Genomic DNA, 25,095 nt, shown 5'->3' with positions numbered 1-25,095 from the left:
CCAGGAGCGGAACGGCCGGTTACCGTCCTCACGCGGACCCGAAGTTGACCTTCCCCCTGGGGCAGGCCACAGCATCGAGGGCGTCGGGCGAGGGCCCGGCATGAGGAGGAGCGGGCATGGGGTTGCTGACCATCGGGGCCTTCGCCAAGGCGTCCCGTCTGTCACCGAAGGCACTGCGCCTTTACGACGAGTTGGGACTGCTGACCCCGGCGAGGGTCGACCCGGCGACCGGCTACCGCCTGTACGACCCCGAGCAACTGGAGCAGGCCCGGCTGGTGGCCTGGCTGCGCCGGCTCGGGGTGCCGCTGGCCCGGATCCGGCAGATATGCACGCTGGATCCGCCCGAGGCGGCGCGTGAGGTGCGGGCGTTCTGGGCGCGGTTCGAGGCCGACATCGCCGCCCGGCGGGACCTGGCCGCCTTCCTCATAGACCATCTGTCCCGGAAGGACGCCGAGATGACCCTGACCGCCAACCCGCTGGAGATCCACTACGCCGCGCTGACCGACACCGGACTGGTCCGCGACACCAACCAGGACACCGCCTACGCCGGATCCCGCCTGCTCGCCGTCGCCGACGGCTTCGGCAGGGGCGGCGAGCAGGCCAGCGCCGCCGCGATCGACGCGGTCAAGCGCCTGGAAACCAACGGGATAACGACGGGCAACCTGCTCAACGCCCTTGAGGACGCGGTGCGCCAGGCCCAGCAAGCGGTGCACGGCGTCGCCGGCGTCGATCCCGTACCGGAAGAAGTGGGCACCACCCTGACCGCGATGCTCTGGACCGGAACCCAACTGGCGCTGGTGCACATCGGCGACACCCGGGCCTATCTGCTGCGCGACGGAAAGCTGTTGCAGATCACCCATGACCACACGGCGGTGCAGACGATGCTGGACGAAGGCCGCCTCACCAAGGAGGAGGCCGCCTCGCATCCACAACGCGCGCTCCTCGCGAAGGCGTTGACCGGTGCCACCGAAGTCACCCCGGACGTCCGCCTGCACGACGCGCGTCCGGGCGACCGCTATCTGCTCTGCTCCGACGGCCTTTCCGAAGTGGTGCCGGTCGAGACCCTGCGCGAGGTTCTCGCGGCCGACTTCGCCCCGGAACAGGCGGCACGCGAACTCGTCGACCAGGCCAACCGCCGCGGCGGCCCCGACAACGTCAGCTGCGTGGTAGCCCACGTGGACGAGGCTCGGTGAGGCAGGGAAGTCGCGTTCGTTCCGTCTGAGTGAACCTTGTCGGAAAAGCGTCGGCAGCCTCGGCCGCGCGGCGATCATGTCTTTCATGAACGGTGAACGTGATCACGTGGTGGGCCGTCGCCGGGTTCTCGGAGTCGGCCTGGCCACCCTCAGTGTGGTGTTGGTGTTGTCCGCGCTTCCTGCCGCCGCACAGCCGACGGCCAGGCAGTCCCCGTCAGCGCCTGTCTCGCGGCAGCAGACGCCAGCCGAGGCGCGTACCAGCGCCTTTCTGGAGTCGATCCGCCAGGACCCGGTGCGGTCGCGGGCCTTCTTCTCGCATCTGCCCAAGGGAGGCGACCTGCACAACCACCTCTCCGGTGCGGTCCCCACCGAGTACCTGATCGAGCTGGCCGCCGAGGACGGACTGTGCGTTGACCGCAAGACGATGACAGCCGTCGAACCGCCATGCGGGTCCGGGACGCGACCGGCTGCGGACGCCCGCAACGACCGTGTCTTTCACGACGAGTTGGTGCGTTCCTGGTCCATGCAGGACTTCCCGCCCGACCAGTCCGGGCACGACCACTTCTTCGACGCGTTCGGCAAGTTCGGTGAAGTCACGTGGCGGCATCGCGGAAAGCTATTGGCCAAAGTCGCCGATGGCGTCGTCGCGCAGAACCAGTTCTACCTGGAGACGATGGTCAGCCCCGCTTCGGACGACGCCAAGAGGCTCGCCGACCAGGTTGGCTGGGACGACGACCTCAACCGGCTCCACGGCAAGCTGCTCGCCGATGGCAAACTGGACCGCCTCGTGGACGAGGCACGCAAGGAAGCCGACGACGCCGACGCCGAGTTCCGCGCGGCCTCACACTGCGGAACCTCCCGGCCCGCGCCGGGCTGCCGACTGACCGTACGCTGGATCTCCCAGGTGTCTCGGGGCAGCACCCCCGCGCGGGTCTTCACACAGATGGAACTGGGCATGCGGCTGGCCGAGCGGGATCCGCGCTTCGTCGCCGTCAACCTCGTCCAGCCCGAGGACGGCGACAGCGCTCTGCGTAACTACAGCACACAGATGCGCATGCTCGACTACCTACACGGCACGTATCCGCGCGCCCACATCACCTTGCACGCCGGTGAGCTGTGGCCGGGCCTGGCCAAGCCGGAGGACCTGACCTTTCACATCAACCAGGCCGTCAACGTGGCCCATGCCGAACGCATCGGCCACGGCGTCGACCTGGTTCACGAGAACAACTGGCAGCAGCTGGCGCGGACCATGGCGGCCCGCCAGGTGGCCGTCGAAGTCCCCTTCAGCAGCAACGCCCAGATCCTCGGTGTCAAGGGCGCCGATCACCCCTTCACCACCTACCGTGCGTACGGGGTCCCGGTCGTGCTGGCCACCGACGACCCAGGGGTCTCACGCATCGACATCACCCACGAGTACCAGTACGCCGCCACCACGTATAACCTCGGCTACGTCGACCTGAAGGACCTGGCGCGCGCCTCGCTCCAGTACGCCTTCCTGCCCGGCCGCAGCCTGTGGCAGGGCAACCCGACACGCGACGGCTACCACCCCGTCACCGAATGCCGCGGACAGCACCCTGGCAGCGCACCACCGAGGGGCGCTTGCCTACGGCTACTCGAAGCGAGCCCGAAGGCAGCCGTTGAGTGGCGGCAGGAAGCCGCCTTCGCCGCCTTCGAACGATCCTTCCACTGACCGGAGTTCTCACGCCCGGCCCCGGTGCGTTGAACCGCGCCCCGACACCGCCCAATTCCCTTCTGATCAAGGCCTGTTGGGCGGTGTACTGCGGATTCCAAGCGCCCGGGGCATCCAGTGGAAGTCTTCCGCAGCAGCGCGGCTGCACAGGCCAGCCGCACTCAGCGGCTATGACCGGCTAGCCACCCGCAACGGGCACCCCGTGCCGACGCGCGCGTCGAGGTCGGCCCGCAGTTCGGCGAGCTCGGCCATGCGCGCGTCGATGACCCGGATCTTCTCCGCGAAAAGCGCGGACAACGCCTCGGCGGCATCCTCCGCATCTCGCAGTTCGTCGCCGTGCCGTGCGATCTCGGCCAGGGAGAAGCCGAGCGTCTGCGCGGTGCGGACGTAATGGAGCCAAGTCACCGTCTCCGGTGGGAAGTCACGGTAGCCGTTGGCCAGCCGTCGGCCTGCGACCAGGCCGATCTTCTCGTAGAACCGAATGGTGTCCTTGGTCATACCCGCCTGCGCGGCCAGCTCCCCGATGCGCATGACCCTCCGTCTGAGTATGGACTTGACGTTGGAGAGTACTCCACTGTTTACCGTGAGGCGTCGCTGCCGTCAGATCAGCAGGAGCCTCATCGTGATCCGTCCTTTCGCCTCATCTCGCCGCGCCTACCTTCGCGTCGTACGTGCGAGTGCCTGGTACGACCTCGTCGTCACCGCCGGATTCGCCACGCCGTGGACCTACGCTCTGTTGCACGGCGGGTTGTCGTCGGTGGGCGGCGCGTTGGGGCTGGGCGTCCTGCCCGCCCTCGACCCGGTGCAGACCCTGTACGCGAATCTGATGGGTTCGGTCGTGGTTGTCTGGGCACTCTTGCGGATCGTCAGACCGCTGCCGGTGCACGGACTGCTCGACGGTGTCGCGCGCACGCTGTTCACCACCTGGCAGGCGTACGCGCTGGCCCACGGTGCCCCGCGGCTGCTGGGACTCTTCCTCGTCGTGGAGGCGGCGTTCGGCGCCGTCCAACTCCTGCCGTGGCGGCGGATTCTCGCCGATCGAATGGACGACGCCGAGGGCACTGCCGCCGGCCACCTGCTGGGCAGTACTCGTTGATCAGCCTGGCGACGGCTTGTCCGCGCGCGATTCGGACTGCGGGCGGGGAGATGACGTCCGGTCGTCGGGGGCGTTGCAACGCCCCCGGCACTGTTCGCCCGACGCCGCCGTGGTAGCCAGGACCCATGCGAATCCTCTTCCCGCTGCCTGACCGTGACTTCGACGTCACCGAGGTGGCCGTGCCCCACCGGCTGCTGAGCGACGCGGGCCACGAGGTGGTCTTCGCCACCGAACGCGGCGACCACCCGCCCGAGGCGGACCCACTGCTGCTCACCGGAGTCCTCTTCGGGCAACTCGGCGCGGACGCCGAGCCGAAGGAGTTCTACCGTCGGATGGTCGGCGAGGCCGCTTACCGCCGCCCGCTGCGCTGGGCCGACGTGGAGCCCGAAGACCACGACGGCCTCCTGCTGCCCGGCGGACACGCGCCCGGCATGCGCCAGTACCTCGGCTCCGCTGTGCTTCGCGAGAAAGTCGCCCGCTTCTGGGCGACCGGCCGCCCGGTCGGAGCCATCTGCCACGGCGTCCTCGTGCTCGCCCGGACGCCCGATCCGGCCACGGGCCGCAGCATCCTGGCCGACCGGCGTACGACCTGCCTGCCCAAGTACATGGAGCGCAGCGCCTACTACCTCACGGCCTGGCGCCGCGGGCGCTACTACCGCACCTACCCCGCCTACGTCCAAGACGAGGTGACCGCCTGTCTGGACGACCCAGCGCAGTTCCAACGCGGACCCGTCCAGCTGACGCGACGCGGCACCGCCACGGATGACCGGCCCGCGTTCGTCGTCCAGGACGGCAGTTACCTGTCCGCCCGCTGGCCTGGCGACGCCTACCTGTTCGCGCGCCGCTTCAACGACATGCTCAGGTAGCCGGTGCGGCACCTGTGCCGCCCGTTCTCAGCTGCGGGGAGCGTCAAACACTTTGCACCGTGGGGGCGTGGCGGGCGGCGATCGTGCCCATGCTGACCTCGTCCTGGTTGCGCAAGGCCGTCAGGCCCCCACGGTCCCGTCGATGCCCTCGCGCAGGAAGTCGGCATGGCCGTTGTGGCGGGCGTAGTCGTGGATCAGGTGCAGCATCACCAGCCGCAGCGACACGTCCTTGCCCCAACGGGCCTGGTGGCCGATCACATCAAGGGACTCCGCCTCGCGCTCGATCCGCCGTGAGTGCTCGACCTCGGCCTGCCAGGCCGCGAACGCCCCCGACCGGGTGGACGCGCTCGTGTCGAACGCCACCTGGTAGTCGTCCTCGTCCGACCACACCAGCGGAATGTCCTCGCCGTTGATCACCCGCCGGAACCAGGTGCGTTCCACCTCGGCCATGTGCCGCACCAGGCCGAGCAGCGAAAGCGTCGAGGGCGGCATCGACTGGCGGCGCAGCTCCTCGTCGGTCAGCCCGTCGCACTTCATGGCGAGCGTCGCACGGTGGAAGTCGAGGAACGCGCGCAGCATCTCGCGCTCACCCGCGATCAACGGCGGCCCGATCCGTTCGGTCGTCATGCCCTGAAGTCCCTTCGCTTGATCTTCGCCATGCGCATGCCGTCCGGATGGTGCCATACGATCCCCTCGTACCGCGGACGGGCCAGCAGCCAGTCCCGCAGACCCGCGAAGTCCCACGGGGCCGCCTCCACATCGGCGCGCACCTGCGCCGGGGCCCAACCGTGGCGCACCAGCGCGTGGGTGTCGAAGTCGTCCGGATTGCCGTTGATCTTCGGGCCGACGAGTTCGTAGGTGCCTGGCGTCCACCCCTCGCCCGATCGCACCGCCTCGGCGTGGAAAGTGGCGAACGATGACCGGGCCATCGGCTCCCAGCCCACCGTCTTGCCGGTGGTCCCATCGGTCTCCACGGGGAGGTAGTTCTCGGGCGCAGCTCTGCCCGCCCGCACCTCGCGCCGTGCCCACCACATGCCGGACTCGTCGAGCATCACGCACGTCCCGTCCCACTTGCGCGTCGCCGTCCCCTCGCCGGCCAGCACCCACTCACAGCCAGGCGTCACCTCGGGCAGCACGACCCGCCGGTCCCGCGGGTCGCGCACGAACAGGGTCGGGACCTTACGCATGATTCCCCCGGTGTGGATGTTCTCCGATTGGTCGGGGGTAGTGAACCACCCCAGGGTGGGCGCGCGTTACCCAATTACGCCGGGGCGCTTGTGCCTTGGCCCTCGGGCTTGCTCCGCCCGCCGTCCGCCCGGGCCTCCGCGATGCCCGCCCGGGACACGACCCAGGTCCGGGTGGCGCGGGTGATCGGAACCTCCGGCTCGGTCGCCACCGTCTCGACGTCCTCCCGCTGGTCAGGGGCGTCGGCCGGGTAATCCGCGTAATCCGATTCGTTCACGACCACATCAACGGACGAGACGTCGGCAGGTGACGGTGGGCCATCCGCCCGGATGACGGGATGCCGGAGCGGGCACCGCGGCGCACCACCGAAGTCGATAACCAGCCATGCTGGCGGCGACAATCATGCGTTCTTGGACTTGCGGCCGGGCTGCCGACACTCTTGGGGCCATGGGGAACACAGCGCAGCGCAGGATGACAGCACAAGTCAGGGCCGAAATCGCAGCCGAGCGGCGGGAGTTGGCCGACCTTCTGGACGGGCTGTCGGAGAAGCAGTGGGATGCGCCGACCCTGTGCTCGGGGTGGCGGGTACGGCATGTCGCGGCGCACATGTCGATGGGGTTCCGGTACTCGTTCGCCAAGACGGCGTGGGAACTCGTCAAGGCGGGCGGCAACCTCCACCGGATGACCGACCGGTGCGCCCGAGCCGACGCGGCGGCCCACTCCACGCGTGCGCTCGCCGCGTCGATGCGGGACAACGCCAACCACCCCTGGAAGCCGCCGGTCGGCGGATTCGAGTCGGCGCTGGGACACGATGTGGTGCACGGCCTGGACATCACGGTCGCGCTCGGGCTCGACCGCCGGGTGCCGGAAGAACGTCTGCGGATACTCCTTGGAACCATCAGCTCCAGGTCGCTCAGGTTCTTCGGCGCGGACCTGCTCGGCGTGCAGCTGCGCGCCAACGACCTGGACTGGACCTACGGCACCGGAAACCCCGTCTCCGGCACCGTTCAGGACCTGCTGCTGCTCGCCTACGGGCGCAAGGTCCCCGCGGGCCACCTGGCGGGCGAGCAGTGCGACCGCTTCGTCATGGCCTGAGTTGAAAGGCTTGGCCGCCACGGCGTCGCCCACGGCGCGGGCGGGAGCCCCCGGTGCGGTCATCGCGGTGAGGCGGCGGTGGCCTCCTGGCCGATTCGGCGCTGCGCGGCGACCAGCGCGGCGGCGGGCAGCAGGCTGCATCCGCTCACCGCGATCAGTGCCCAGTAGGCGATGTCCACCGCGTGCGCTCGGGAGATCGGGGCATGGCTGTAGGTGTACGGCATCCGGGACAGCAGCAGGATCAGTGTCGCGGAGCCCAGTGAACCGCCTACGTGTTCAAGGGTGTTGAACTGGGTGCTGGCCTGCCCGATGTGCGCCGGGGCGAGTGACTGGTACGCGGCGGTCATCGCCTGGGTGTGCGCCAGCCCGACGCCGACGCCCCGCAGCACCGTTGCGGTGATCAGCCACCAGTAGGGCGTACTGACCGTCAAGAACGCGAACGGCAGCGTGGCGAGGAGTACCGCACCGCTACCGACCAGCACCGTCGCACTGCCCAGCCGCTCGAACAACCGGCCGGACAGCCACATCGCGGCCGCCGTGCCCAGCCCCTGCGGCGCGATCAGCAGACCGGTCCGCCAGGGATCGTCACCGCGTACCGTCTGGAGGTACAACGGCAGCAGGATCGTTCCGCCGAACACCACGGCACCGGTGACCAACATCGACTGCGCGGCCGCCCGAAACACCCCGTTGCGGTACAGCCGTAGGTCCAGCAGCGGACTGCTGCCCTGGAGCGACCACACCACGAACGCCACAATCAGTACCGCTCCGGCGCACAGCGGCACCACCACCGCCGGGCAGCCGAGCCGCCCGGAGCGACCGGCCTGGGTCAGCGCGTACGTCAGTGCGGCCAGCCCGGGGGAGACCAGCAGCAGCCCGACCACGTCCAGTGACGAACTGGGCCGCGGCGGCTTCGGCCCCAGAAGGCGGCGCGCCAGCAGGAGCGCGAGGATGCCGATCGGCGCGTTGAGGAAGAAGATCGCGCGCCATCCCACGTACGCCAGCAGTCCGCCGCCCAGCAGTGGTCCCATGACCGCCACCAGCATCACCGGGATACCCAGGGTGCCCATGACCCTGGGCAGCCGCTTGGGGCCGGCGGCGGTGACGAGCATGATCCGGCAGACCGAACTGATCAGCCCGCCGCCCGCGCCCTGTACGGCACGGGCGACGATCAACTGCCAGGGGGCGTGCGCCAGTCCGCACATCACGGACGCCACGGTGAACACGCTCATCGCGGCCAGGTACACCCGCTCCGGGCCAAAGCGCTGTGCCGCCCAGGTACTTGTCGGGATCGCCGCGGCGAAGGCCAGCATGTAGGCCGAGACGATCCACTGCGCGGCGCTCAACGACATGTGCAGGCCGGTGGACAGCGACCGCAGGGCGACGTGGACGACGGACGAGTCGAGGAAGAGCATGACCGCCGCCACCAGGACGACCGTCATCGTCAGCCGCAGACTTCCCGCCCAACTCCCGCCCTCTGCAAGGGGAGTGGGCTCCTGGAGGATCGCGCCGTGCTGGTGCGCCACGGGACGGCGGGCATGCCGCCCATGTGCGGCGGCTTTACGTTTCTTCATCGCGGCGGACGCCGCACTCGTCGGCGCTCCGCGTCGTGATCGACGAGCCCGGACCGGGTTCCTTCTGATGCGACGGACATGGCAGCGATCCCCCTCTCTTGCACGTGAGGTCCATGCGGGCCAATGGGGTGATTTGTCGCATACGTAGAGTTGCCGAAGCGCATCGGACTCATCCAGACACGCCGTAGGGAATCCCCTGAAGGGAGGAAAGTGTCCGCTGATTGTTGACCGTTGACGCTTTCGTCCCGCGCGTCCGGGTGTGTCCGGCTCTCTGTGTGGCAACTGTGGGCCGGTCAAATCACTTGGCTAGCCAATCACTCCAACGTGTGGCATACGGTGCATCAAGTGTTGGGCAGTATCTTCACGCCAATACCGGCAAAACAGCAAATCCCATTGTATGTGCCGGTATTGGAGAGAGGAGCGTCATGATGAAACGTCACTCCATCCGGAGGTCCATCACCGCGGCCCTGCTCACCGCAGGCGTCGCGCTGGGCACCGCCACCGGAGCGCAGGCCCTCACCCCCGCCCACCACGGCTTCTGGCACCACCGCGTCGAGGGACGGGTGGTCTCCCCGGAGCCGGTGACCGTCCACTACGGCCCCGGTGTGAACCGCTGGGCGACCGGGACGATCAACAACGGCATGCACGTGTGGATCGTGTGCAAGGCCAGGGGTGGCCAGGTCGGCAGCAACGACCGCTGGTACAAGCTCGCGGGCGGCCAGGGCTGGATTCCCGCCTACTACGTCAACAACTACCGGTACGTCCGCTGGTGCACGAGGTGACACACGGCTGACGTAAGGTTTCGCCCCGCCCGGCTCCGCGCCGGGCGGGGCGCGCCTGCGAGCTGGATCAGGCTCCGTCCAACGGCAGTTGGGGAATCGCGGCGGTGTACAGCCAGTCGTGGAAGAAGCCGTCGAGCGCGGCATCCGACACCCGCTGGGCGAGGGCTATGAAGCGGGCGGTGTCGGCGCTGGCCCCCCGGTACCGCCCGGCCCACGCCTGGAGGAGGGCGAAGAACCTCTCGTCCCCCACGGTCAGCCGCAGGGCGTGCAGGGTCAACGCGCCCCGGGTGTAGAGGCGGTCGTCGTAGAGCCTGGCCGTCCCCGGGTCGCCGATGGCGAAGTCCTGTCCCTTGGCGCGAAGACTGTTCAGATGGGACACCGCCATCGTGTGCGCGCTGGGACCGCCGGACGCCTGCGACCACAGCCACTCGGCATAGTTGGCGAAGCCCTCCTTGAGCCAGATGTCCCGCCAGTCGCGGATGCCGACGCTGTTTCCGAACCACTGGTGGGCCAACTCATGGGCCACCTCGTCCTCGTAGCTCCGTCGGCCGGTGACCCGGTCGGTGCCGAAGACCGAGAACGTCTGGGTCTCCAGCGGGTCGCCGACCACGGCGTCCACCACCACGGACCCGTACACGTCGAACGGATAGGGGCCGAACAGTTCGCTGAAGACCCGCAGCATCCGCGGTTGGCGGCCGAAGTCGAACTCGGCGCGGTCCAGCAGCCGTTCGGGGAACGCGTTGCGCAGCAGCACGCCCGGCGGGCCACCGGTCTGCTCGACGAACACGAACCGGCCGATGGCCACGGTCGCCAGGTAGGGCGCCATCGGCCCCGGATGCTCGTAGACCCATTCCACGCGCTGCCCGCCGACCGTGCGCCGCTGCGTCAACCGCCCGTTGGCGCAGACCTGGTGGTCCTGCGGCACGGTGATCTCGAACCGGTAGGCGGCCTTGTCGTCCGGTCGGTCGTTGCACGGGAACCACGAGGGGGCGCCCAGCGGTTCGCTCATCACCCGGACTCCGTCCCGGGTGCGGAACCAGCCCGCCTCGTCGTCCAGTTCGGGAACGCCGACCGGCCGTGGGACACCGTGATAGCCGATCTCGAACTCCACCGGCCGCCCCAGCGGCAACGGCCGACCTGGCCTGATGCTCAGCTTCTTCTTGCGCTGGTGGAACTCAACGGGTTCGCCCCCGGCGGCGACCCTGGTCACCTCAAGGTGGGACAGGTCGAGACTGATCACCTCCACCGCGCGCTCGGGGAGGACGGTGAGCCCCGCGCTGGCCAGGATCCGCCCGGAGCCCGGCTTCCAGTCCAGCCGCAGCCGGTACCGCAGCACCCGGTAGTCGTCGCTGCCGTGCCGTGGAAAGTACCGCGCGGCCCTCCCGAACTCCACCGTGTACTCCTCCGCCCGGGCACTGGCTCGGTTCGGCCGAACAGGAGAGGGGGGCGGGCCAGTGCCGAGCCCGCCCCCCACGTACTACTACCCGAAACCGCACGCCACGTGGGCGAGCGGAACCTCATGTCCGCGCGGCGACGGCCACCCCCTCGGGCGCGCCCAGCCCGAAGGCGCCGTGCAACGCCCTTACCGCGTCACCCAGCTGGGCCGCCCGGCACACGGCCGAGATGCGGATCTCCGAGGTGGAGATGATCTCGATGTTGACGCCCGCCGCCGCCAGCGTCTCGCAGAACGCGGCGATCACCCCGGGCTGTGAGCGCATCCCGGTGCCGACCAGCGAGACCTTGCCGATGCGCTCGTCCTGGGAGATGTCAGCGAAGCCGATCTCCTCCTGGTGCTCACGCAACGCCGCCACGACGGGCAGCCGGCTGTCCGCCGGGACGAGGAAGGACAACTCGGTGCGGCCGTCCGCGCCGTGTGACGTGTCGCGCACGGCCATGTCGAGTTCGCTCTCCGCACCGGTGACGACCCGGAAGACCTGTGCCGCGGGGCCGGGGCCGTCCGGTAGACCGGTCACGGTGATCTTGGCGCCGGACTGGTCGTGGGCGACACCGGTGATCGACGGCCGCTCGGCAGGCGGCACCTCACGGGCCGCCGAAACCATCGTCCCCGGCCGGGTGTTGTACGAGGAGCGCACGTGCACCGGTACTCCGTGCCGACGGGCGTACTCCACGCTGCGCAGCGCCAGCACCTTCGCACCGCAGGCGGCCAGTTCCTGCATGGTCTCGTAGCTGATGTGCTCCAGCAGCCTGGCGTTCGGCACGATCCTGGGGTCGGCGGTGTAGACCCCGTCCACATCGGTGTAGATCTCACAGGTGTCCGCCTTCAGGGCGGCGGCCAGCGCGATCGCCGTGGTGTCGGAGCCGCCGCGGCCCAGCGTGGTGATGTCACCGCTCTCCCGGTTGACCCCCTGGAACCCGGCGACCAGCACGATCGCGCCGCGGTCGAGTTGCTGCCGCACACGGGTGGTGTCCATGTCGACGATCCGCGCCCGACCGTGCGCGGCGGTGGTGAACACCCCCGCCTGCGAACCGGAGAACGAACACGCCGGAGCGCCCAGTGCCTGGATGGCCATCGCCACCAGGGCGTTGGAGACCCGCTCGCCCGAGGTGAGCAGCATGTCGAGCTCGCGTGGCGTGGGAGCCTCCGTCACCTCGCCTGCCAGACCGAGGAGTTCGTCGGTGGTGTCGCCCATCGCGGAGACCACCACGACCACGTCATGGCCCGCCCTGCGGGTCGCGACGATGTGCTCGGCGACCTTCTTGATCCGCTCGGTGTCGCGTACCGAGGAGCCGCCGTACTTCTGGACGATGAGTGCCACGTGGTCAAGCCTCCTGCCGTCCCCGGTCCGCGGACAGTGTGGCGTCGGCGATGGCGTCGACGAGGATTGCGCAGGCGGTGTCGACCACCTCCGCGGTGACGTTCAGCGGCGGCATGAGCCGGACCACGCAGTCGGCACGGCCGCCGACCTCCACGATCAGGCCGCGCCGTAGCGCACCGGCCTGCACCTGGCCGGCGACGGCGCCTGCCGGGCTGCCGTCGCCGGGATCGGCGAACTCGATGCCCCACATCAGGCCGCGTCCGCGCACCTCGCGCACCCAGGGGTTGGCATGCAACTCGGCGAGCGACTTGAGGATCTGCTCGCCGCGCCGGTGGACGTTGCCCAGGATGTCCTCGCGTTCGAAGACCCGTACCGCCTCCGCCCCCGCCGCGAACGCCAGTTGGTTGCCGCGGAAGGTCCCGGTGTGCGCGCCGGGCGCCCAGACGTCCAGCCGCTCGTCGTAGAGGATGACGGCGACCGGAGTGCCGATGCCGCTCAACGCCTTGGAGGCGACGATGACGTCGGGTTCGATGCCGTACTGCTCGAAGGCGAACCAGGTGCCGGTGCGCCCGCAGCCGCTCTGCACCTCGTCCACCACCAGCGGGATGTCCAGCTCCCGCGTCAACTCCCGTACCCGTCTTACGAAGTCGCCGGTCGCCGGGATGATCCCGCCCTCGCCCTGCACCATCTCCAGGATCACCGCGGCGGGCAGCGGCACCCCGCCGTTGCCGTCCCGCAGTGAACGTTCCAAGAAGCTCACGCAGTTGGTGGCGCAGGCGTCCGGCGTCAGGTCGAGCGGGCACCTGGCGCAGTAGGAGTACGGGAAGAAGTGGATGCCGGGCACACCGTTGGGCACGGGCTGCTTCTGCGACACCAGGCCGGTGATCGCCATGGCGGCGTGGCTGCTGCCGTGGAAGCCGCCCTGGAAGGAGATCACATCGCCGCGGCCGGTCGCCGTCTTGCACAGCTTGAGCGCGGCGTCCACCGCGTTGGCGCCGGTCGGCCCACAGAAGTGGATCTTCATCCGGTCCCGTAGGCCCGGTGGCAGCATGGCCAGTTGGGCCTGGATGAACTCCTCCTTCGCCGGGGTGGGGAAGTCCAGGCCGTGGGTGAGCCGACCGAGCTGATCGGTGATGACACGTACCAGATCGGGGTGGTTGTGCCCCAGGGAGAGCACACCGGCCCCGGCGAGGAAGTCGATGAAGACGTTGCCGTCCACGTCCCGTACGAAGCTTCCGGAAGCCTCCTCGATGGCGATGGGCAACCGGCGGGGGTAGGTACGGGCGTTGGACTCGTGGCGCTGCTGGAGTGCCAGGAACTCGGCAGAGCGGGGGCCTGGCAGTTCGTGGTCGACGTGCGGGCCGGTCCAGGTACCGAGGTGGTCGAGCGATGTCATGGTTTCTCCGCGAGAGAGCAGAAGACTGCGGGATGTTGGTCGATGCGGCACTCGGCCGCCTCCGGTGTGCCGGGAACGCCGGGACTTGGCGCGACGAGGACGGGCGCCCTCGGCTCAACAGGGACGGGCAGGGATGCCGCGCCACCTCGTGCGGTCGGGCAGCCGCTCGCCCTTCATCAGCAGGGACAGCGCGTCCAGTGAGGTACCGGCGCCGACCTCGGCGTCGTAGAGCACGACCGTCCGGGGGCCGACCGAACTCGCCTTGCCGACCCTGACGTTGGACATCTTCATCACGCGGTCCTCGAACAGGTGGGTCTGCAACGAGGTGACCTCTCCGACCGCCGCGTCGTCGCCGACCTCCACCAGGTCGAACTCCGTCATGTAGGTGGTGGACAGCCACACCCGGCGGCCGATCCGGGCGCCGAACAGCCGCATGACCGTACCCATCAGGGGCGTTCCGGTGAGGAAGTTCACCAGCGACGGCACGACGAGGTTCTCGAACAACCCGGTGATCAGTTCGGTGCGCCGCACCCAGATGCCCCACAGCGGTTCGACCCGTGGCCGGTAGCGGCCGATCACCAGCCATTTCAGGACCACGGTGAGCAGGGTGGCCAGTACGCCGACGCCGAGCAGCAGCGCCGGTCCGAGCAGGAACAGGGCCGTCGGGGAAGCCGACTTGGCGAGGCCGATCGCGGCGTACAGGCTCAGCAGCACGCCGAGGGCCGCGAAGGTGCCGGGCAGGGTGACCCGGAAGTACTCGATGACCAGCCGGGCGGCGATCAGCCCGGGGCTCGGGTCGTAGGTGTACTTCGCCGGGAAGTTCTGGCTCTCCTCCCGGCGCGGCAGGAAGATCGCCGGTGACCCCAGCCAGGTCGTCTCCGGGTCCACCGGCCGGGTCGGCGCCACGGAGTGCACGCCCAGCAGGCTGTTGTCGCCCATTCGGCAGGAGCCGGGCACCAGTGCGCCGTTGCCGACGAAGCTGCGCTTCCCCACTTCCGCCGGTGCCAGCGCGATCCGGCCCCGGTGGAAGACCGCGGGCCCCACCACGCTGACGTCCGCGACGAAGCTGCGTTCGCCGATGACCAGCATGTCCGGATCGACGAAGCTGACCGTGGCCACCTCCGACCAGCGGCCGGTGCGCGCACCCAGCCAGCGCAGGAACGGCACCAGGTACAGGGTGGAGTACAGGGCGTGGGTCAGGACCAGGCTGGTGTTCATCAGGCCGTCGCCGATCCACTTGCGCACCCCGAAGCCGCTGCGCTCCGGATGGACGCCCGCCCGTACCCGCGGCAGCAACGCGCGCTTGAGGACGAGGACCAGAAGGCAGGTGAGCACCACCACCAGCGGCCCGACCGCCAACGTGGACAGGCAGCCCCAGACGAGGCCGTCCCTGACGGTCACATAGCCGACCAGGGTTCCGGTGGCGTCGGCGATGACCAGCGGCACGAGTATCAACAGCAGTGATCCCAGGGCGTATCCGGCCAGCAGCCGTAGCGGCCAGCGCCGGTCGTCGGCGTCCGCGGCCATGGCGTCCAGCAGCGCCGGGCGGGCGTCCTGACGGCGTGCGGGAGAGCCGGACCAGTGCTCGTCGGCCGGTACGGTCCGGTCGGCGGGGACCAGCGACTGGTCGCCCACGGACGCGCCGCTGCCCAGGGTGGCGCCCGGCATCACGACGCTGTTGGTGCCGACGTAGCTGCGATCGCCCAGCGCCACCGGCGCCAGCCGCAGCCAGCCGTCCTCTACCAGGAACGGCAGCAACCGCGCGCCGTAGCCGACGCTCACCTCGTCGCCGAGCCGCAGGAAGCACGGCAGCGCGACGACGGACGACAGATGGCAGCCGCGGCCGATCCTCGCCCCCAGCAGCCGCAACATCGGCGGCAGCAGCGGTGAACCGGTCAGCAGCGCGATCGGGGAGAGCGCCAGCACCTTGCCGTACAGCCAGAACCGCAGATACGTCACGCCCCACAGCGGATACCAGCCGGGCCGGACCCCCGCCATCAGCAGTCGGCCGACGAGCAGCGGGAGCACCAGCAGGCTCACCAGCAGCCAGCCGATCTCCAGCGGTATGAACGCGCCGAACCCCAGATGGCTGAGCCAGTTGAGGGCGGAGTGCGGGGCCACCGCGCGCACCGGCTCGTGCCACACCGCCAGCAGCCGGTAGACCAGCACACCGAGTGGCAGACCGGCCAGCAGCAACCACGCGTACAGGGAGCCGATCTGGGCGATGCCGCACAACGCGACCCGGGCACTGGAGTGGTGCCGGACCGGGGGCGCCGGTTCCGCCGACGGCTGCTCGTCGGGGGCCTGATCGCCGGTGTCCAGGTACGTGGCGAGATCGCGGATGGTGGGGTGGGCGTACAGGTCGGCCATGGCCACGGTGGCCAACTCCGGTTGCCGACGCAGCCGGGAGACGAGCCGGGCCGCCGCCATGGAGTGGCCGCCCAGGTCGCAGAAGAAGTCGTCCTCCACCGAGACGTTCTCGGCGCCCAGCACCTCCCGCCACACCGCGGCCAGTTGGCGCTCCAGCGCAGTGGCCGCGGCGACGTGCGGGCGGGAACCGCGCGCCAGCGGGGGAGAGGCCGGGGCGGGCAGCGCCGCCCGGTCCACCTTGTCGGCCGCCAACAGCGGGAACTCCGGAAGCACTTCGACGAACGACGGGATCATGTACTCGGGGAGTCTTCGGCGTAGCGCGGTGTGCAGGCGTTCCCGCAACTGGTCGTGACTCTCGCCACCGGTACGGCCGGTCAGCGTGACGTAGCCGACCAGGTCCTGCACCACGCCGTCCCGCTCCAGCGGGGTGACGACCGCGTTCTCGACCGCCTCGTCCTCCCGCAGCACCTCCTCGATCTCGGCCAACTCGATGCGGTAGCCGCGGATCTTGACCTGGGTGTCGATCCGGCCCAGGTACTCGATCTCCCCGGTGGAGGTGAACCGGCCCAGGTCCCCGGTGCGGTAGATGCGCGGGTGTTCGGCCCGCTCGTGCTCGACCGGGTTGGTCACGAACCGCTCCGCGGTCAGCTCCGGCCGGTTGAGGTAGCCGATCGCCACTCCGGGGCCGCCGACGCAGATCTCACCGCTCTCGCCCTCGGCGACCGGGCGCATCCGGTCGTTGAGGATGTAGACCCGGTAGGTGGGCAGCGGCGTTCCGATGGTGACCGGGCGATGCGGGTGCAGTTCTCCGCAGGTCGCGGTCACCGTCGACTCGGTGGGGCCGTACGCGTTGAGGATGCGGCGGCCGGGGCGGTGCCAGCGGCGCACCAGGTCGGGCGGGCAGGCCTCGCCGCTCACCAACAGGCTGCGCAGTGAGGGGACTTCGCCCTCGATGGTGGTCAGCAGCGTCGGGACGCAGCACAGCACCGTGATCGCGTTCTCGACCAGGAAGTCGGCCAGCCCCTGCCCGACGCGACGGTCGTCGGTCGGCCCGGCCACCAGTGTCGCCCCCGCCGACCACGCGGGCCAGATCTCCTCCACCGAGAAGTCGAACGCGATGGACAGCCCTTGGTAGACCCTGTCATCGCCGTTCACCCGATAGATGGGCGTGACCACGCGCAGGAAGTTGACGATGTTGGCGTGCGAGACGGCAACGCCCTTGGGGCGGCCGGTGGTTCCCGAGGTGTAGATGACGTAGCACAGCGACGACGGGCTGACGCCGCCTGCGGGGCGCTCGGCCGATTGACCGGCCAACTCCTCTGCGCACTCGTCCAGTTCGAGGACCGGGCAGGAAAGCCCTTGCGTGCGGTGTGACATGGTGGACGACGTCACCAGATCGCACAACTCGGCGTCCCGGGCGATGAACGCCACCCGGTCGGCAGGGAACGAAGGGTCAAGTGGAACGTAGGCGGCACCAGCCTTCATCACGCCGAGCAGGGCGACATAGGTGTCCACGGAACGGTCGAGCAGGATCCCGACAGCCCGGCCCTCCCCGGCGCCGCGCCGTCTGAGCAGCCGCGCCAACCGATTCGCCCGGCGGTCGAGTTCGGCGTAGCTGAGCTGTGTGTCACCGCAGACCAGTGCGGTGTTCTCAGGTGTTCGGTCGCATGTCCGCTCGAAGAACTGGATCAGTCCCCGAGTGGGTGGTAACGCCCGGGGGCGCGTCGCGGTAACCGCGCCCGGATCATCACCCACCTTGGCGGAAGGTGCGATTGGTTGTGCCTCTGGCATAGCCACTCCTTGTGACCCCGTAATGCAGGAGGGTTTTTTAATTGTCTTTGCATTTCGCTGTGCGCCACTTGATGTTTCCCGCAGGTGACGGGAAGCAGTGGAGCGCGTGGCGGGCTGGTGTGCAAACCGGTCCGGAAACCGGCCGGTTGGCTTGAGTGCCGCATGGGGTGTGCGAATCGGTCGGCTTGTGGTACCTGCACGTCAGGCGGCTCCTCTCGCGACAAGGGCCGTCGACCTGCCAAGTAGTAGCGCGTTGAACCGAAACGAAAACTAGGTATGCGTGGTCTCGTGGAATAGCGGTATATGGGCCAACGTCGGATGGCCGGTTACTCCCGAAGAACGTATACCAAAGGTGACTGTCCCATCTTCCGGGTTGACAGTTAATTCACAGGTATGCCATAGATTCAGAATCGAACGGCACTCCGCTTGCTGTTCGCCGCCGCTCCGGGGTCCCATTCGCGATTCCATGCCGGTCATGTCCATGAAAGGTGTCCAGTAACTTTGCGTCGCGGCCCGGCAGAAGATTTGCTCCGAGAACCGGCCAGCGGATTGTCGCCGGGGCGGCCCCGATCCCGCCAAACGGCGCTCGGATCGCGTAAAGACTCGCCCTTGGTTGTTGCAAGAAACAGGCTTGCCTTGGCCGGGACAGCGCTAGTCCTGCCGGGTGGCCGCCGCGGCCGGGGCCTGCCGGGGCGTGCCGGGGGCGGTCGACGTGCCGTAGAAAGGGAACCGGAACGAGTCGTCGACCGTGGGAAGGCCACCATGCCAAGTGCTCATCCGATCCTGGTCACCGGAGCCGCTGCCGGCATCGGGGGTGTGGGCGGGAAGGTGGTGGCGGGATTGCGCGAGCACGGGGTGCCGGTACGCGCCCTGGTACACCACGACGACGACCGGGCCGCGGTTCTGCGGGCGCTGGACGGCGTGGAAGTGGTGGTCGGCGACCTCACCCGCGGCGCGGACGTGGTGGCGGCCCTGGAGGGTTGCCGCAGGGCCTACTTCGGGATGAGCGTGTCGCCCGGCTACCTGGAGGCCACGGCTACCGTGGCCGCGGCGGCACTTGAGGGCGAGCGGCTTGAACTGTTGGTGAACATCTCCCAGATGACGGTATCGCAGATGAGCCTCACCAGTAGTACGGAGTCGAACCAGCAGCGACTGCACTGGCTCGCCGAACACGTCCTCAACTGGTCGGGGCTGCCGGTCATCCACATCCGGCCGACTGTGTTCATGGAGAACCCGCTGTTCGGCATGCTCGCTGTCGCCTCGATCCAACGCGACGACACGATCCGCCTCCCGTTCGGCGACGCCCGCACCTCGCCCGTGGCCTCCGGCGATGTGGCGGCGGTGGCCACCCGGCTGCTTCTCGATCCGTCACCACCGGTCGGCAGCGTCTACGAGTTGACCGGCGCCGCGTCGCGTGACATGACCGCCATCGCCGCCGAGTTCTCCAGCGCCCTGGGCCGCACCGTGAGCTACGTCGACGTACCGTACGACGAGTGGCTTGAGCGCGACCTCAAGCCACTCGGTCTGTCACCGCACGTCTTCGACCACATCGCCACGATGGCCGAACTGCACCGGGAGAACCGTTACGACCGGGTCACCAACGATGTGGCGGAACTGCTGGGCCGCCCGCCGTCGGGCTTCGAGAGCCTGGTCGAGGCCACGCCGGGGCTTCGAAGCGGTCGGGGATAGGGCCGAACCTGCGGCGCCCTGCCGGGCGCTGCTGCCGCCCGGCTTCGCACGGTTGGCGCCGGCCGACCAGCGCCCTGGGTACGTCGGCCACCGTGGCGGGGGCCCGGAGACGTGCAGCCGAGCACCAGGGCACGGCACCCGGAGGCTAGTTCGCGCCCGCCCGGAGTTGCTGCCCGCGCGCTCCGCCGCCCGCCGTGCGCAGGACGGTCAGCGAGATGGCGATCAGAGCCGCCTCGACCACCAGGCTGACCAGGCCGAGCGGCTCCGCCCAGTTGCCCTTGTCGTCCGAGTAGTCCGGCAGTCCCGGACCTCGCGACAGTACATAACCGACCAGCGGTCCGATGCCGACGCAGGCCGCCAACAGCCATACCGGAAGGGCCCTCGCGCCCCGGCGGGCCGCCAGTAACAGCAGTCCGGCGGCGATCACTCCGGCGGCCTCCAGCAGGTAGTACCCGGCGGCGACATATGCGGGCGTTTTGTTGCCGGGGAAGCCGCCCTGGTCCTGCACGTGGATCCACGACACCGCGAGGCAGAGCGCCGCGGCGGGAACGGACGCCCACATTCGGGCAGCGGAGAGCTTGGGCACGGGTCCTCCAGGAGAGAGTGGGGGGAGCCTCATCGTGGTACGCGCCATGGGCGGAACCAGCATGCCGACCATTGGGTTGACTTCACATGGCCAACTACCTGTGAAAGCCCTCTGAGTTCGTCGGCTGACGGCCCCGACGCCTCCAGCCTCGCTGACACGACTGACGTGCACCGCCGGACGGCATCGAAACGAGAGTCGTCACACCACTACTCGCGCCGCATGGACAGCGATCTTGTCAGCGTTTGGCCGACCGTATTCGGGACGGCGCGGCGTGCGGTCAGCGCACCTGGGTGGTCGACCTGGTGGCGGGACCACATACGTCACTCGCATCAGGTGATGCGTACTCCGCCGTCAACGAACAGCTCTTGGGCGTTGACACCGGTGTTGCGAAGGAGGAAGTCGGCAGCGTCGGCGACCTCCGCCATCGTCACGAGGCGCCCGATGGGAGTACGGGACACGTGGGGATGGTCCGGGGCGTCGCGCCACCTCGGATGGTCGCCCACCACGCCGGGGTGGATGGCGTTGACGCGGTGGGGCGCAATCTCCACCGCGAGGGTCTTCATCAGGCCGGTGATACCCGCGTTGCTGGCGCTCACCATGGTGGATCCTGGGTAGGGGCGTTCTTTGGCCAGCCCGCCGAACAGTACGACCGACGCCCCGGGGGTGAACCGGTCACGCAGAACTCGCACGGTCTCCGTGTACCCCACCAGTTTGATGGTCACGAGGTCGACGGCCTTGGTGATGTCGAAGTCCGCGACAGTGGTGAAAAGCTCCGCGACGGCGCTGATCACCAGGTTGTCGACTTCGCCTACGTCGGCGAGCGCTCCATCGATGGTCTGCGGCCTCGACAGGTCAAGTGCCAGGCCCCGCACCGTGCCGGCGATCTCGGCGGCAGCGCTCTCGGCGCGTGCGCTGGTGCGGCTGGTGATGATGACGGTGTCTCCGCGGTCAGCGAATCGCTGCGCCAGAACGCGTCCCAGGCCGCCGCTTCCTCCGACGACGATCGATGTGGTCACGATCCGGTGTCCCTTCCGGTGGACATGCGGCCGTCAAGGATCTTATGCAGTCATACGCGGACGGTACGGGCGTTGGCGGACTGATTCACCCGGACGGCTCGGGGTCTGTTCCGGCCGGTCGCCGATCAGGCCACAGAACGCCCTGCTGTCGACCGGTCGACTCGGTCCCGCTTCGGCTGGGATCCGAGCAGCCGACCAGCGGACCACCCGCCGAGGCGCGCGGCGTGACAAGCTGTGCCTCCAAAGGCCCGAACCCAGGAGGTCCCCATGGCCGCTGAAACTCAACCGCACGAAGTTCCCGAGCCAGCTGATTCAGAGAGTCCTTCCCTGGCGCCTGGCGATGACGGCCAGTACGACCTGAAGCGCAAGTTCCAGGAAGCCCTGGCGCGTAAGCGCGGTCAGCAGGCGGGCGCTGGTACAGGATCCGCGGGCCCGGACTCGTCGAAGGTCCACGGTGCTCAGGGTCCGGCTGCGAGGCAGCGATCGTTCCGACGCAAGAGCGGCGGATGAGTCGAGGATGAGCGCCCGACCAGATACCGCTCGGTGTCTTCCTTTCGGCACGTGCTGACCCTCGACAAGAAGGACTGCAACCGCCCAGAACGAGCGGCTGGAGTTCGGCGACGGATCGAAGAGAACAGGCACGAGCGACGGGCGCCGCAGGTGAGGCCCAATCAGGCGCTGTACCTGGTTGGGCCTCACGGCTCCCTTGGCAGTAGGCGGCCGCCCCCTTGGCGGAATGACGGCCCCGCTGGGAAGGGTTGGCGCCAGGTTGAAGGGGCGGTGTCCGGGGGGCCCACGGCGACGGTCGCCGTGACGCGGTGGGTACGGGTGTCGATCACGGACACCTTCCCGGGCCGATATCGGCGACGTAGGCCCTGGAGCCTTCGCGACTGACAGCCGCGCTCACCGGGGAGACACCGACCGGTACCGACGCGGTCACCCGGTTGGTTCGGGTGTCGAGCACCGAGACGCTGTTGGACCCGCCGTTGGCGACGTAGAGGGACGCCCCGTCCGGGCTGAGGTGGGGTCGAGTCACTGGGCGAGTGGTCAGGCGGGGTCCTCAAGGTCCATGATGCGCAGGTCCGGCAGCCGGACCTGGAACACGAGCTCCCGGACGGCCCCGGACCCCCAGCGCTCCGTCAGGACGACCGTGGAGTAGGCAGCGGCGGTGCCTTCATATCGCACCGACCATTGCCCGGGCACCTTGCGCGCGTGGAAGACCGGATCGGCGCCGTGCCGCTCGGCCCAGTGGTCCAGCCTCTTGTTCAGCCGGGCGGTGAGGTACTTGATGCGTACGGCACGAGGTCTGCCGCCCCGGCGGAGGACGGCTTGACGATAGTCACGGAAGAAGGCGTCCACCCGGGCTTCGGTACGCGCCTGCGCGAGTACGGCATCGGGCTGCCGCGCCGCCGTCACCAGCATGCCGGTGGCCGGAGGACCCGCGTGTGCGGGTGCGGCGGACACAGCGGTGGCGGAACCGATCAGGGCGGCGATCAGGACGGTACGCAGTTGCACTGTGAGGTCCCTAGAAAGTGGAGACGGTCTGTTCCTGGGAACAATCAACAGCACATGCGGACACCTCTGATGACACAACACCTGCAAAGTCACTGAGAAGTTTCAGGCGTTCCGCGTAACAAACCGGGTTTGGGCCACTGAGCTGCTGCGTTCCACTACAGGACGGCTGCCTCGCGGCAGCCGTGAATCCGTGCTTCCAGCCGTCCGGCCGCCGGGCCGGGACCTATCCCCGCGGACGTGTCCACGACCTCAGTCCGTCCGCAGGGGCCGACGCAGAAGGAACACTCCCACCCCAGCAGAGAGCAGAACCACGCAACCCGAGAAGACCAGACCCGCGCCGCGCAGCCCCAGAGCCAGAGTGAGGGCCCCGACTCCGACCACGGGCAAGGAGATCCCGACGTAGGCGACGACGAAGAACGCTGAGATCGTCGCTCCACGGTGCTCGTCCGGAGCCACCGCGCTCACGCTGGTCAAGGCCGCGCGGAACGCCAGACCTTGGCCGAGGCCCCCAACCACCGCGCCCACGACCAGCACCGGCAGGGACACCATCAGCAGGGAGGACGCGACCAGGGCCATGCCGATGGTCAGTACCAGGCACCCGATGGGCAGCGCGCGCCGTACGCCCACCCGGCCCATCAGGAACTGACCGGCTGTGGAGGAGCAGAACACCGAGAAGACGACCACGCCGGAAACAGCCAGGTTGTGCACACCCAGGGTCCGGGCGACGAAGCTCGGCGCCACCGCGGTGAACAGTCCGAGCAACGAGAAACCGGCGAGTGCCGCCAGCCCGGCCGGCACGAACGCTCCACGCGTCTGCTCGGGCACGACCATGCCCTGAGGGCGCAGCGGCGGTCGAGGCGTGCGACGCGCCACCGTCTCCGGCAGCGCGCTCGTGACGGCGAAGGCCGCCGCGAGCAACGCGATGTGCACGAGGAACGGCAGCCGCAGCGGCCACGGCGCGTACTGTGCCAGGACTCCCGACAACACCGGCCCACAGCCCAGACCGCCCATGTTGGCGGCCGTGGCGGCGAATCCTGCCCTTCCGCTCAGCTGCGGGGGCGCCAGCTCCAGTACGGCCGCTGTCGCGGCTCCACTGAACAGGCCCGCGGCGAATCCCGAAAGCAGCCGTCCCACGAACAGCAGCGGCAGCCCGTCCTCGGCCAGGAAGCACACCGCACTCAGGACGGACAACCCCAAAGCGACCATCAGCACCGGGCGTCGGCCCAGGACGTCGGAGAAGTCACCGGCGATCAGCAGCGCGGCGATCACGCCCAGCGCGTAGACCGCGAAGACCACCGTCACCATCAGTTCGGAGAAGCCGATCTGCTGCCGGTAGAGACCGTACAGGGGAGTCGGCAGCGTGGTCCCCGCCATGCCGACCGCGAACACCGCCGCGGCCGCGAGGTACCGGACCCGGGCATGACGGCCGCCCGCGTCCTCAACGCCCACGTCTCCGCCCCGTCCGGACGGCACACCTAGATCCCCGCGTCGCGTACGTCCCCGTACACCCGGGCCGCCAGATCGGTGAGCTCCTTGGCGTCACGTACGTTGCCCTGCAGGTCCAGCAACACCTCGTGAACGCCCACCGCGGCGTGGGCGGCCACGTCCTGCACGATCTGCTCGACCGTGCCCATGAACGGCTGGCGCTGGTCGTCGTCGACCGGCGCCCGGGTGAGCTGCACGTTCGCCCTTACGCACATCTCCAGCGCGTGCTCGTCACGGCCGTAGGACGCGGCCAGATCAGTCAGTTGCCGCCATTGGGCCGCCAGTGGTTCCGGTGGGATCCCCGTGGGCAACCAGCCGTCGGCGCGGCGGGCCACACGGTCCAGCGCCTTCCGGTTGGTGGCCGCCAGATAGACCGGGATCGGGCTCGCGGGCTTCGGCCCGACCTCAGCCTCCTTGATCACGGTCCAAGTGCCCTCATAGGACACCGGATCCGGGCCCCAGACCGCCGCACAGACGTCGAGGAGTTCGTCCAGCACCCGCCCGCGCTCCTGGAACGGGGCGATGGACGCCGCCGCGTACTCGTCCAGCGACCAGCCCGTGCCGAACCCTGCCAGCACCCTGCCGTCGCTCGCCGCGTCCAACGTGGCGAGAGTGCGAGCGAGTTGGAGCGGCACATGCAAGGGTGCGATCAGCACGCTGCTGCCGAGTCGGGCCCGCTCAGTTGCCGCGGCGGCGATCGACAGCACCACCAACGGATCGGCCACCGACCGGTAGGAGTCCGGCCACGCCAGTCCGGGGATCGAGTACAGCCCCTGTTGCGGCCGTTCCGGGAACAGAACCCGTTCGAAAACCCATAGGCTCTCGTAACCGATCTGCTCTGCCGTGCGCGCCACCTCGGCGACATCACGTGACACGTCGTACCGCTTCATCTGCGGTAGTCCGATTCCCAGCCTCATCGTCATGGGCTGATCCTCCCCCGACAGCCCGCGATGCGCAGCCCGCTGTACCCGTCTGGGTCCCGCCGTCCGGAC

Annotated in this window: 24 protein-coding genes; 8 read left to right on the top strand and 16 right to left on the bottom strand. The window is 69.2% G+C overall.

Annotation, left to right across the window (positions count from 1 at the left end):
- The first annotated feature begins 116 nt into the window (after nucleotides 1-116).
- Nucleotides 117-1,193: a MerR family transcriptional regulator gene (locus tag O5O46_RS19375; RefSeq protein WP_269856753.1), complete on the top strand. Its 1,077-nt coding sequence runs from the start codon at nucleotides 117-119 to the stop codon at nucleotides 1,191-1,193.
- An 85-nt stretch (nucleotides 1,194-1,278) separates the two neighbouring features.
- Nucleotides 1,279-2,883 carry an adenosine deaminase family protein gene (locus tag O5O46_RS19370; RefSeq protein WP_269856752.1) on the top strand — a complete coding sequence of 535 codons (1,605 nt, stop codon included), beginning with the start codon at nucleotides 1,279-1,281 and terminating at the stop codon, nucleotides 2,881-2,883.
- 168 nt (nucleotides 2,884-3,051) lie between these two features.
- On the opposite strand, the gene O5O46_RS19365 is transcribed toward O5O46_RS19370, so the two are convergent.
- Nucleotides 3,052-3,414 carry a MerR family transcriptional regulator gene (locus O5O46_RS19365; protein WP_269856751.1) on the bottom strand — a complete coding sequence of 121 codons (363 nt, stop codon included), beginning with the start codon at nucleotides 3,412-3,414 and terminating at the stop codon, nucleotides 3,052-3,054.
- A 91-nt stretch (nucleotides 3,415-3,505) separates the two neighbouring features.
- Here O5O46_RS19365 and O5O46_RS19360 point away from each other — a divergent pair, with 91 nt between their 5' ends.
- Together O5O46_RS19360 and O5O46_RS19355 are read left to right on the top strand one after the other, a co-directional pair.
- Nucleotides 3,506-3,979, top strand: coding sequence for a hypothetical protein (locus tag O5O46_RS19360; protein WP_269856750.1), 474 nt, complete (start codon nucleotides 3,506-3,508; stop codon nucleotides 3,977-3,979).
- A 125-nt stretch (nucleotides 3,980-4,104) separates the two neighbouring features.
- Nucleotides 4,105-4,845: a type 1 glutamine amidotransferase domain-containing protein gene (locus O5O46_RS19355; RefSeq protein ID WP_269856749.1), complete on the top strand. Its 741-nt coding sequence runs from the start codon at nucleotides 4,105-4,107 to the stop codon at nucleotides 4,843-4,845.
- Nucleotides 4,846-4,965: 120 nt separating this feature from the next.
- On the opposite strand, the gene O5O46_RS19350 is transcribed toward O5O46_RS19355, so the two are convergent.
- From O5O46_RS19350 to O5O46_RS19340, 3 genes are all read right to left on the bottom strand, one after another.
- A complete protein-coding gene (locus O5O46_RS19350; RefSeq protein WP_269856748.1) occupies nucleotides 4,966-5,472 on the bottom strand; it encodes a DinB family protein in 507 nt (168 codons plus the stop codon).
- Complete coding sequence (locus O5O46_RS19345; protein ID WP_269856747.1) at nucleotides 5,469-6,032, bottom strand: DUF5565 family protein; 564 nt, start codon at nucleotides 6,030-6,032, stop codon at nucleotides 5,469-5,471. The genes O5O46_RS19350 and O5O46_RS19345 overlap by 4 nt, the downstream gene beginning before the upstream one ends.
- A gap of 74 nt (nucleotides 6,033-6,106) precedes the next feature.
- Nucleotides 6,107-6,307: a hypothetical protein gene (locus O5O46_RS19340; RefSeq protein WP_269856746.1), complete on the bottom strand. Its 201-nt coding sequence runs from the start codon at nucleotides 6,305-6,307 to the stop codon at nucleotides 6,107-6,109.
- 170 nt (nucleotides 6,308-6,477) lie between these two features.
- Here O5O46_RS19340 and O5O46_RS19335 point away from each other — a divergent pair, with 170 nt between their 5' ends.
- Nucleotides 6,478-7,125: a maleylpyruvate isomerase family mycothiol-dependent enzyme gene (locus O5O46_RS19335; protein ID WP_269856745.1), complete on the top strand. Its 648-nt coding sequence runs from the start codon at nucleotides 6,478-6,480 to the stop codon at nucleotides 7,123-7,125.
- Nucleotides 7,126-7,184: 59 nt separating this feature from the next.
- Here the strand turns inward: O5O46_RS19335 and O5O46_RS19330 are convergent, their stop codons facing one another.
- Nucleotides 7,185-8,696 carry a DHA2 family efflux MFS transporter permease subunit gene (locus tag O5O46_RS19330; protein ID WP_269856744.1) on the bottom strand — a complete coding sequence of 504 codons (1,512 nt, stop codon included), beginning with the start codon at nucleotides 8,694-8,696 and terminating at the stop codon, nucleotides 7,185-7,187.
- Nucleotides 8,697-9,121: 425 nt separating this feature from the next.
- Here O5O46_RS19330 and O5O46_RS19325 point away from each other — a divergent pair, with 425 nt between their 5' ends.
- Nucleotides 9,122-9,478 carry a hypothetical protein gene (locus O5O46_RS19325; protein ID WP_269856743.1) on the top strand — a complete coding sequence of 119 codons (357 nt, stop codon included), beginning with the start codon at nucleotides 9,122-9,124 and terminating at the stop codon, nucleotides 9,476-9,478.
- Nucleotides 9,479-9,545: 67 nt separating this feature from the next.
- Here O5O46_RS19325 and O5O46_RS19320 read toward each other — a convergent pair whose 3' ends face one another.
- The 5 genes from O5O46_RS19320 to O5O46_RS19300 form a co-directional block, all read right to left on the bottom strand.
- Nucleotides 9,546-10,871, bottom strand: a complete 1,326-nt coding sequence (locus tag O5O46_RS19320; RefSeq protein ID WP_269856742.1) for a M1 family metallopeptidase — start codon at nucleotides 10,869-10,871, stop codon at nucleotides 9,546-9,548.
- A gap of 124 nt (nucleotides 10,872-10,995) precedes the next feature.
- On the bottom strand, nucleotides 10,996-12,255 hold the full coding sequence (locus O5O46_RS19315) for an aspartate kinase (RefSeq protein ID WP_269856741.1): 1,260 nt from the start codon (nucleotides 12,253-12,255) through the stop codon (nucleotides 10,996-10,998).
- Nucleotides 12,256-12,259: 4 nt separating this feature from the next.
- Nucleotides 12,260-13,651 (bottom strand): diaminobutyrate--2-oxoglutarate transaminase family protein, encoded by a 1,392-nt coding sequence (locus tag O5O46_RS19310; protein ID WP_269856740.1) that lies wholly within the window; start codon nucleotides 13,649-13,651, stop codon nucleotides 12,260-12,262.
- A gap of 114 nt (nucleotides 13,652-13,765) precedes the next feature.
- Nucleotides 13,766-17,776, bottom strand: coding sequence for a Pls/PosA family non-ribosomal peptide synthetase (locus O5O46_RS19305; RefSeq protein ID WP_269856739.1), 4,011 nt, complete (start codon nucleotides 17,774-17,776; stop codon nucleotides 13,766-13,768).
- 687 nt (nucleotides 17,777-18,463) lie between these two features.
- Complete coding sequence (locus O5O46_RS19300) at nucleotides 18,464-18,589, bottom strand: hypothetical protein (RefSeq protein WP_269856738.1); 126 nt, start codon at nucleotides 18,587-18,589, stop codon at nucleotides 18,464-18,466.
- Here O5O46_RS19300 and O5O46_RS19295 point away from each other — a divergent pair.
- On the top strand, nucleotides 18,575-19,501 hold the full coding sequence (locus O5O46_RS19295) for an NAD(P)H-binding protein (RefSeq protein ID WP_269856737.1): 927 nt from the start codon (nucleotides 18,575-18,577) through the stop codon (nucleotides 19,499-19,501). The two genes, O5O46_RS19300 and O5O46_RS19295, sit on opposite strands and share 15 nt — an antisense overlap.
- A gap of 145 nt (nucleotides 19,502-19,646) precedes the next feature.
- Here the strand turns inward: O5O46_RS19295 and O5O46_RS19290 are convergent, their stop codons facing one another.
- Both O5O46_RS19290 and O5O46_RS19285 read right to left on the bottom strand, forming a co-directional pair.
- Entirely contained in the window at nucleotides 19,647-20,087 is a 441-nt protein-coding gene (locus O5O46_RS19290) for a hypothetical protein (RefSeq protein ID WP_269856736.1), read from the bottom strand.
- Nucleotides 20,088-20,416: 329 nt separating this feature from the next.
- Nucleotides 20,417-21,103: an SDR family oxidoreductase gene (locus tag O5O46_RS19285; protein WP_269856735.1), complete on the bottom strand. Its 687-nt coding sequence runs from the start codon at nucleotides 21,101-21,103 to the stop codon at nucleotides 20,417-20,419.
- Nucleotides 21,104-21,370: 267 nt separating this feature from the next.
- Here O5O46_RS19285 and O5O46_RS19280 point away from each other — a divergent pair, with 267 nt between their 5' ends.
- The gene (locus O5O46_RS19280) at nucleotides 21,371-21,613 is read left to right on the top strand and encodes a DUF5302 domain-containing protein (RefSeq protein WP_269856734.1); all 243 of its coding nucleotides are present in this window, start codon (nucleotides 21,371-21,373) and stop codon (nucleotides 21,611-21,613) included.
- A gap of 325 nt (nucleotides 21,614-21,938) precedes the next feature.
- Here the strand turns inward: O5O46_RS19280 and O5O46_RS35575 are convergent, their stop codons facing one another.
- The 4 genes from O5O46_RS35575 to O5O46_RS19265 all read right to left on the bottom strand — a co-directional run bounded on the left by O5O46_RS35575 (nucleotide 21,939) and on the right by O5O46_RS19265 (nucleotide 25,026).
- Nucleotides 21,939-22,139 carry a hypothetical protein gene (locus tag O5O46_RS35575; protein ID WP_443072571.1) on the bottom strand — a complete coding sequence of 67 codons (201 nt, stop codon included), beginning with the start codon at nucleotides 22,137-22,139 and terminating at the stop codon, nucleotides 21,939-21,941.
- Nucleotides 22,140-22,150: 11 nt separating this feature from the next.
- On the bottom strand, nucleotides 22,151-22,618 hold the full coding sequence (locus O5O46_RS19275; RefSeq protein WP_269856733.1) for a hypothetical protein: 468 nt from the start codon (nucleotides 22,616-22,618) through the stop codon (nucleotides 22,151-22,153).
- Nucleotides 22,619-22,867: 249 nt separating this feature from the next.
- Nucleotides 22,868-24,067 carry an MFS transporter gene (locus tag O5O46_RS19270; RefSeq protein ID WP_333482402.1) on the bottom strand — a complete coding sequence of 400 codons (1,200 nt, stop codon included), beginning with the start codon at nucleotides 24,065-24,067 and terminating at the stop codon, nucleotides 22,868-22,870.
- 26 nt (nucleotides 24,068-24,093) lie between these two features.
- Complete coding sequence (locus tag O5O46_RS19265; RefSeq protein WP_269856732.1) at nucleotides 24,094-25,026, bottom strand: LLM class F420-dependent oxidoreductase; 933 nt, start codon at nucleotides 25,024-25,026, stop codon at nucleotides 24,094-24,096.
- Nucleotides 25,027-25,095 lie beyond the last annotated feature (69 nt).

Source organism: Streptomyces sp. RPT161 (genome assembly GCF_027533845.1).
Lineage (GTDB): Bacteria > Actinomycetota > Actinomycetes > Streptomycetales > Streptomycetaceae > Streptantibioticus_A > Streptantibioticus_A silvisoli_A.
The sequence above is the reverse complement of the archived record's forward strand: the minus strand, read 5'-3'. Positions and strand labels throughout refer to the sequence as shown.

What these genes read in the sequence shown, in the direction of transcription:
- O5O46_RS19375 (WP_269856753.1), top strand. Translation starts at nt 117, where the DNA reads ATGGGGTTGCTGACCATCGGGGCCTTCGCCAAGGCGTCCCGTCTGTCA.
- O5O46_RS19370 (WP_269856752.1), top strand. Translation starts at nt 1,279, where the DNA reads ATGAACGGTGAACGTGATCACGTGGTGGGCCGTCGCCGGGTTCTCGGA.
- O5O46_RS19365 (WP_269856751.1), bottom strand. Translation starts at nt 3,414, where the DNA reads ATGCGCATCGGGGAGCTGGCCGCGCAGGCGGGTATGACCAAGGACACC.
- O5O46_RS19355 (WP_269856749.1), top strand. Translation starts at nt 4,105, where the DNA reads ATGCGAATCCTCTTCCCGCTGCCTGACCGTGACTTCGACGTCACCGAG.
- O5O46_RS19350 (WP_269856748.1), bottom strand. Translation starts at nt 5,472, where the DNA reads ATGACGACCGAACGGATCGGGCCGCCGTTGATCGCGGGTGAGCGCGAG.
- O5O46_RS19345 (WP_269856747.1), bottom strand. Translation starts at nt 6,032, where the DNA reads ATGCGTAAGGTCCCGACCCTGTTCGTGCGCGACCCGCGGGACCGGCGG.
- O5O46_RS19335 (WP_269856745.1), top strand. Translation starts at nt 6,478, where the DNA reads ATGGGGAACACAGCGCAGCGCAGGATGACAGCACAAGTCAGGGCCGAA.
- O5O46_RS19330 (WP_269856744.1), bottom strand. Translation starts at nt 8,696, where the DNA reads ATGAAGAAACGTAAAGCCGCCGCACATGGGCGGCATGCCCGCCGTCCC.
- O5O46_RS19325 (WP_269856743.1), top strand. Translation starts at nt 9,122, where the DNA reads ATGATGAAACGTCACTCCATCCGGAGGTCCATCACCGCGGCCCTGCTC.
- O5O46_RS19310 (WP_269856740.1), bottom strand. Translation starts at nt 13,651, where the DNA reads ATGACATCGCTCGACCACCTCGGTACCTGGACCGGCCCGCACGTCGAC.
- O5O46_RS19295 (WP_269856737.1), top strand. Translation starts at nt 18,575, where the DNA reads ATGCCAAGTGCTCATCCGATCCTGGTCACCGGAGCCGCTGCCGGCATC.
- O5O46_RS19300 (WP_269856738.1), bottom strand. Translation starts at nt 18,589, where the DNA reads ATGAGCACTTGGCATGGTGGCCTTCCCACGGTCGACGACTCGTTCCGG.
- O5O46_RS19280 (WP_269856734.1), top strand. Translation starts at nt 21,371, where the DNA reads ATGGCCGCTGAAACTCAACCGCACGAAGTTCCCGAGCCAGCTGATTCA.
- O5O46_RS19265 (WP_269856732.1), bottom strand. Translation starts at nt 25,026, where the DNA reads ATGACGATGAGGCTGGGAATCGGACTACCGCAGATGAAGCGGTACGAC.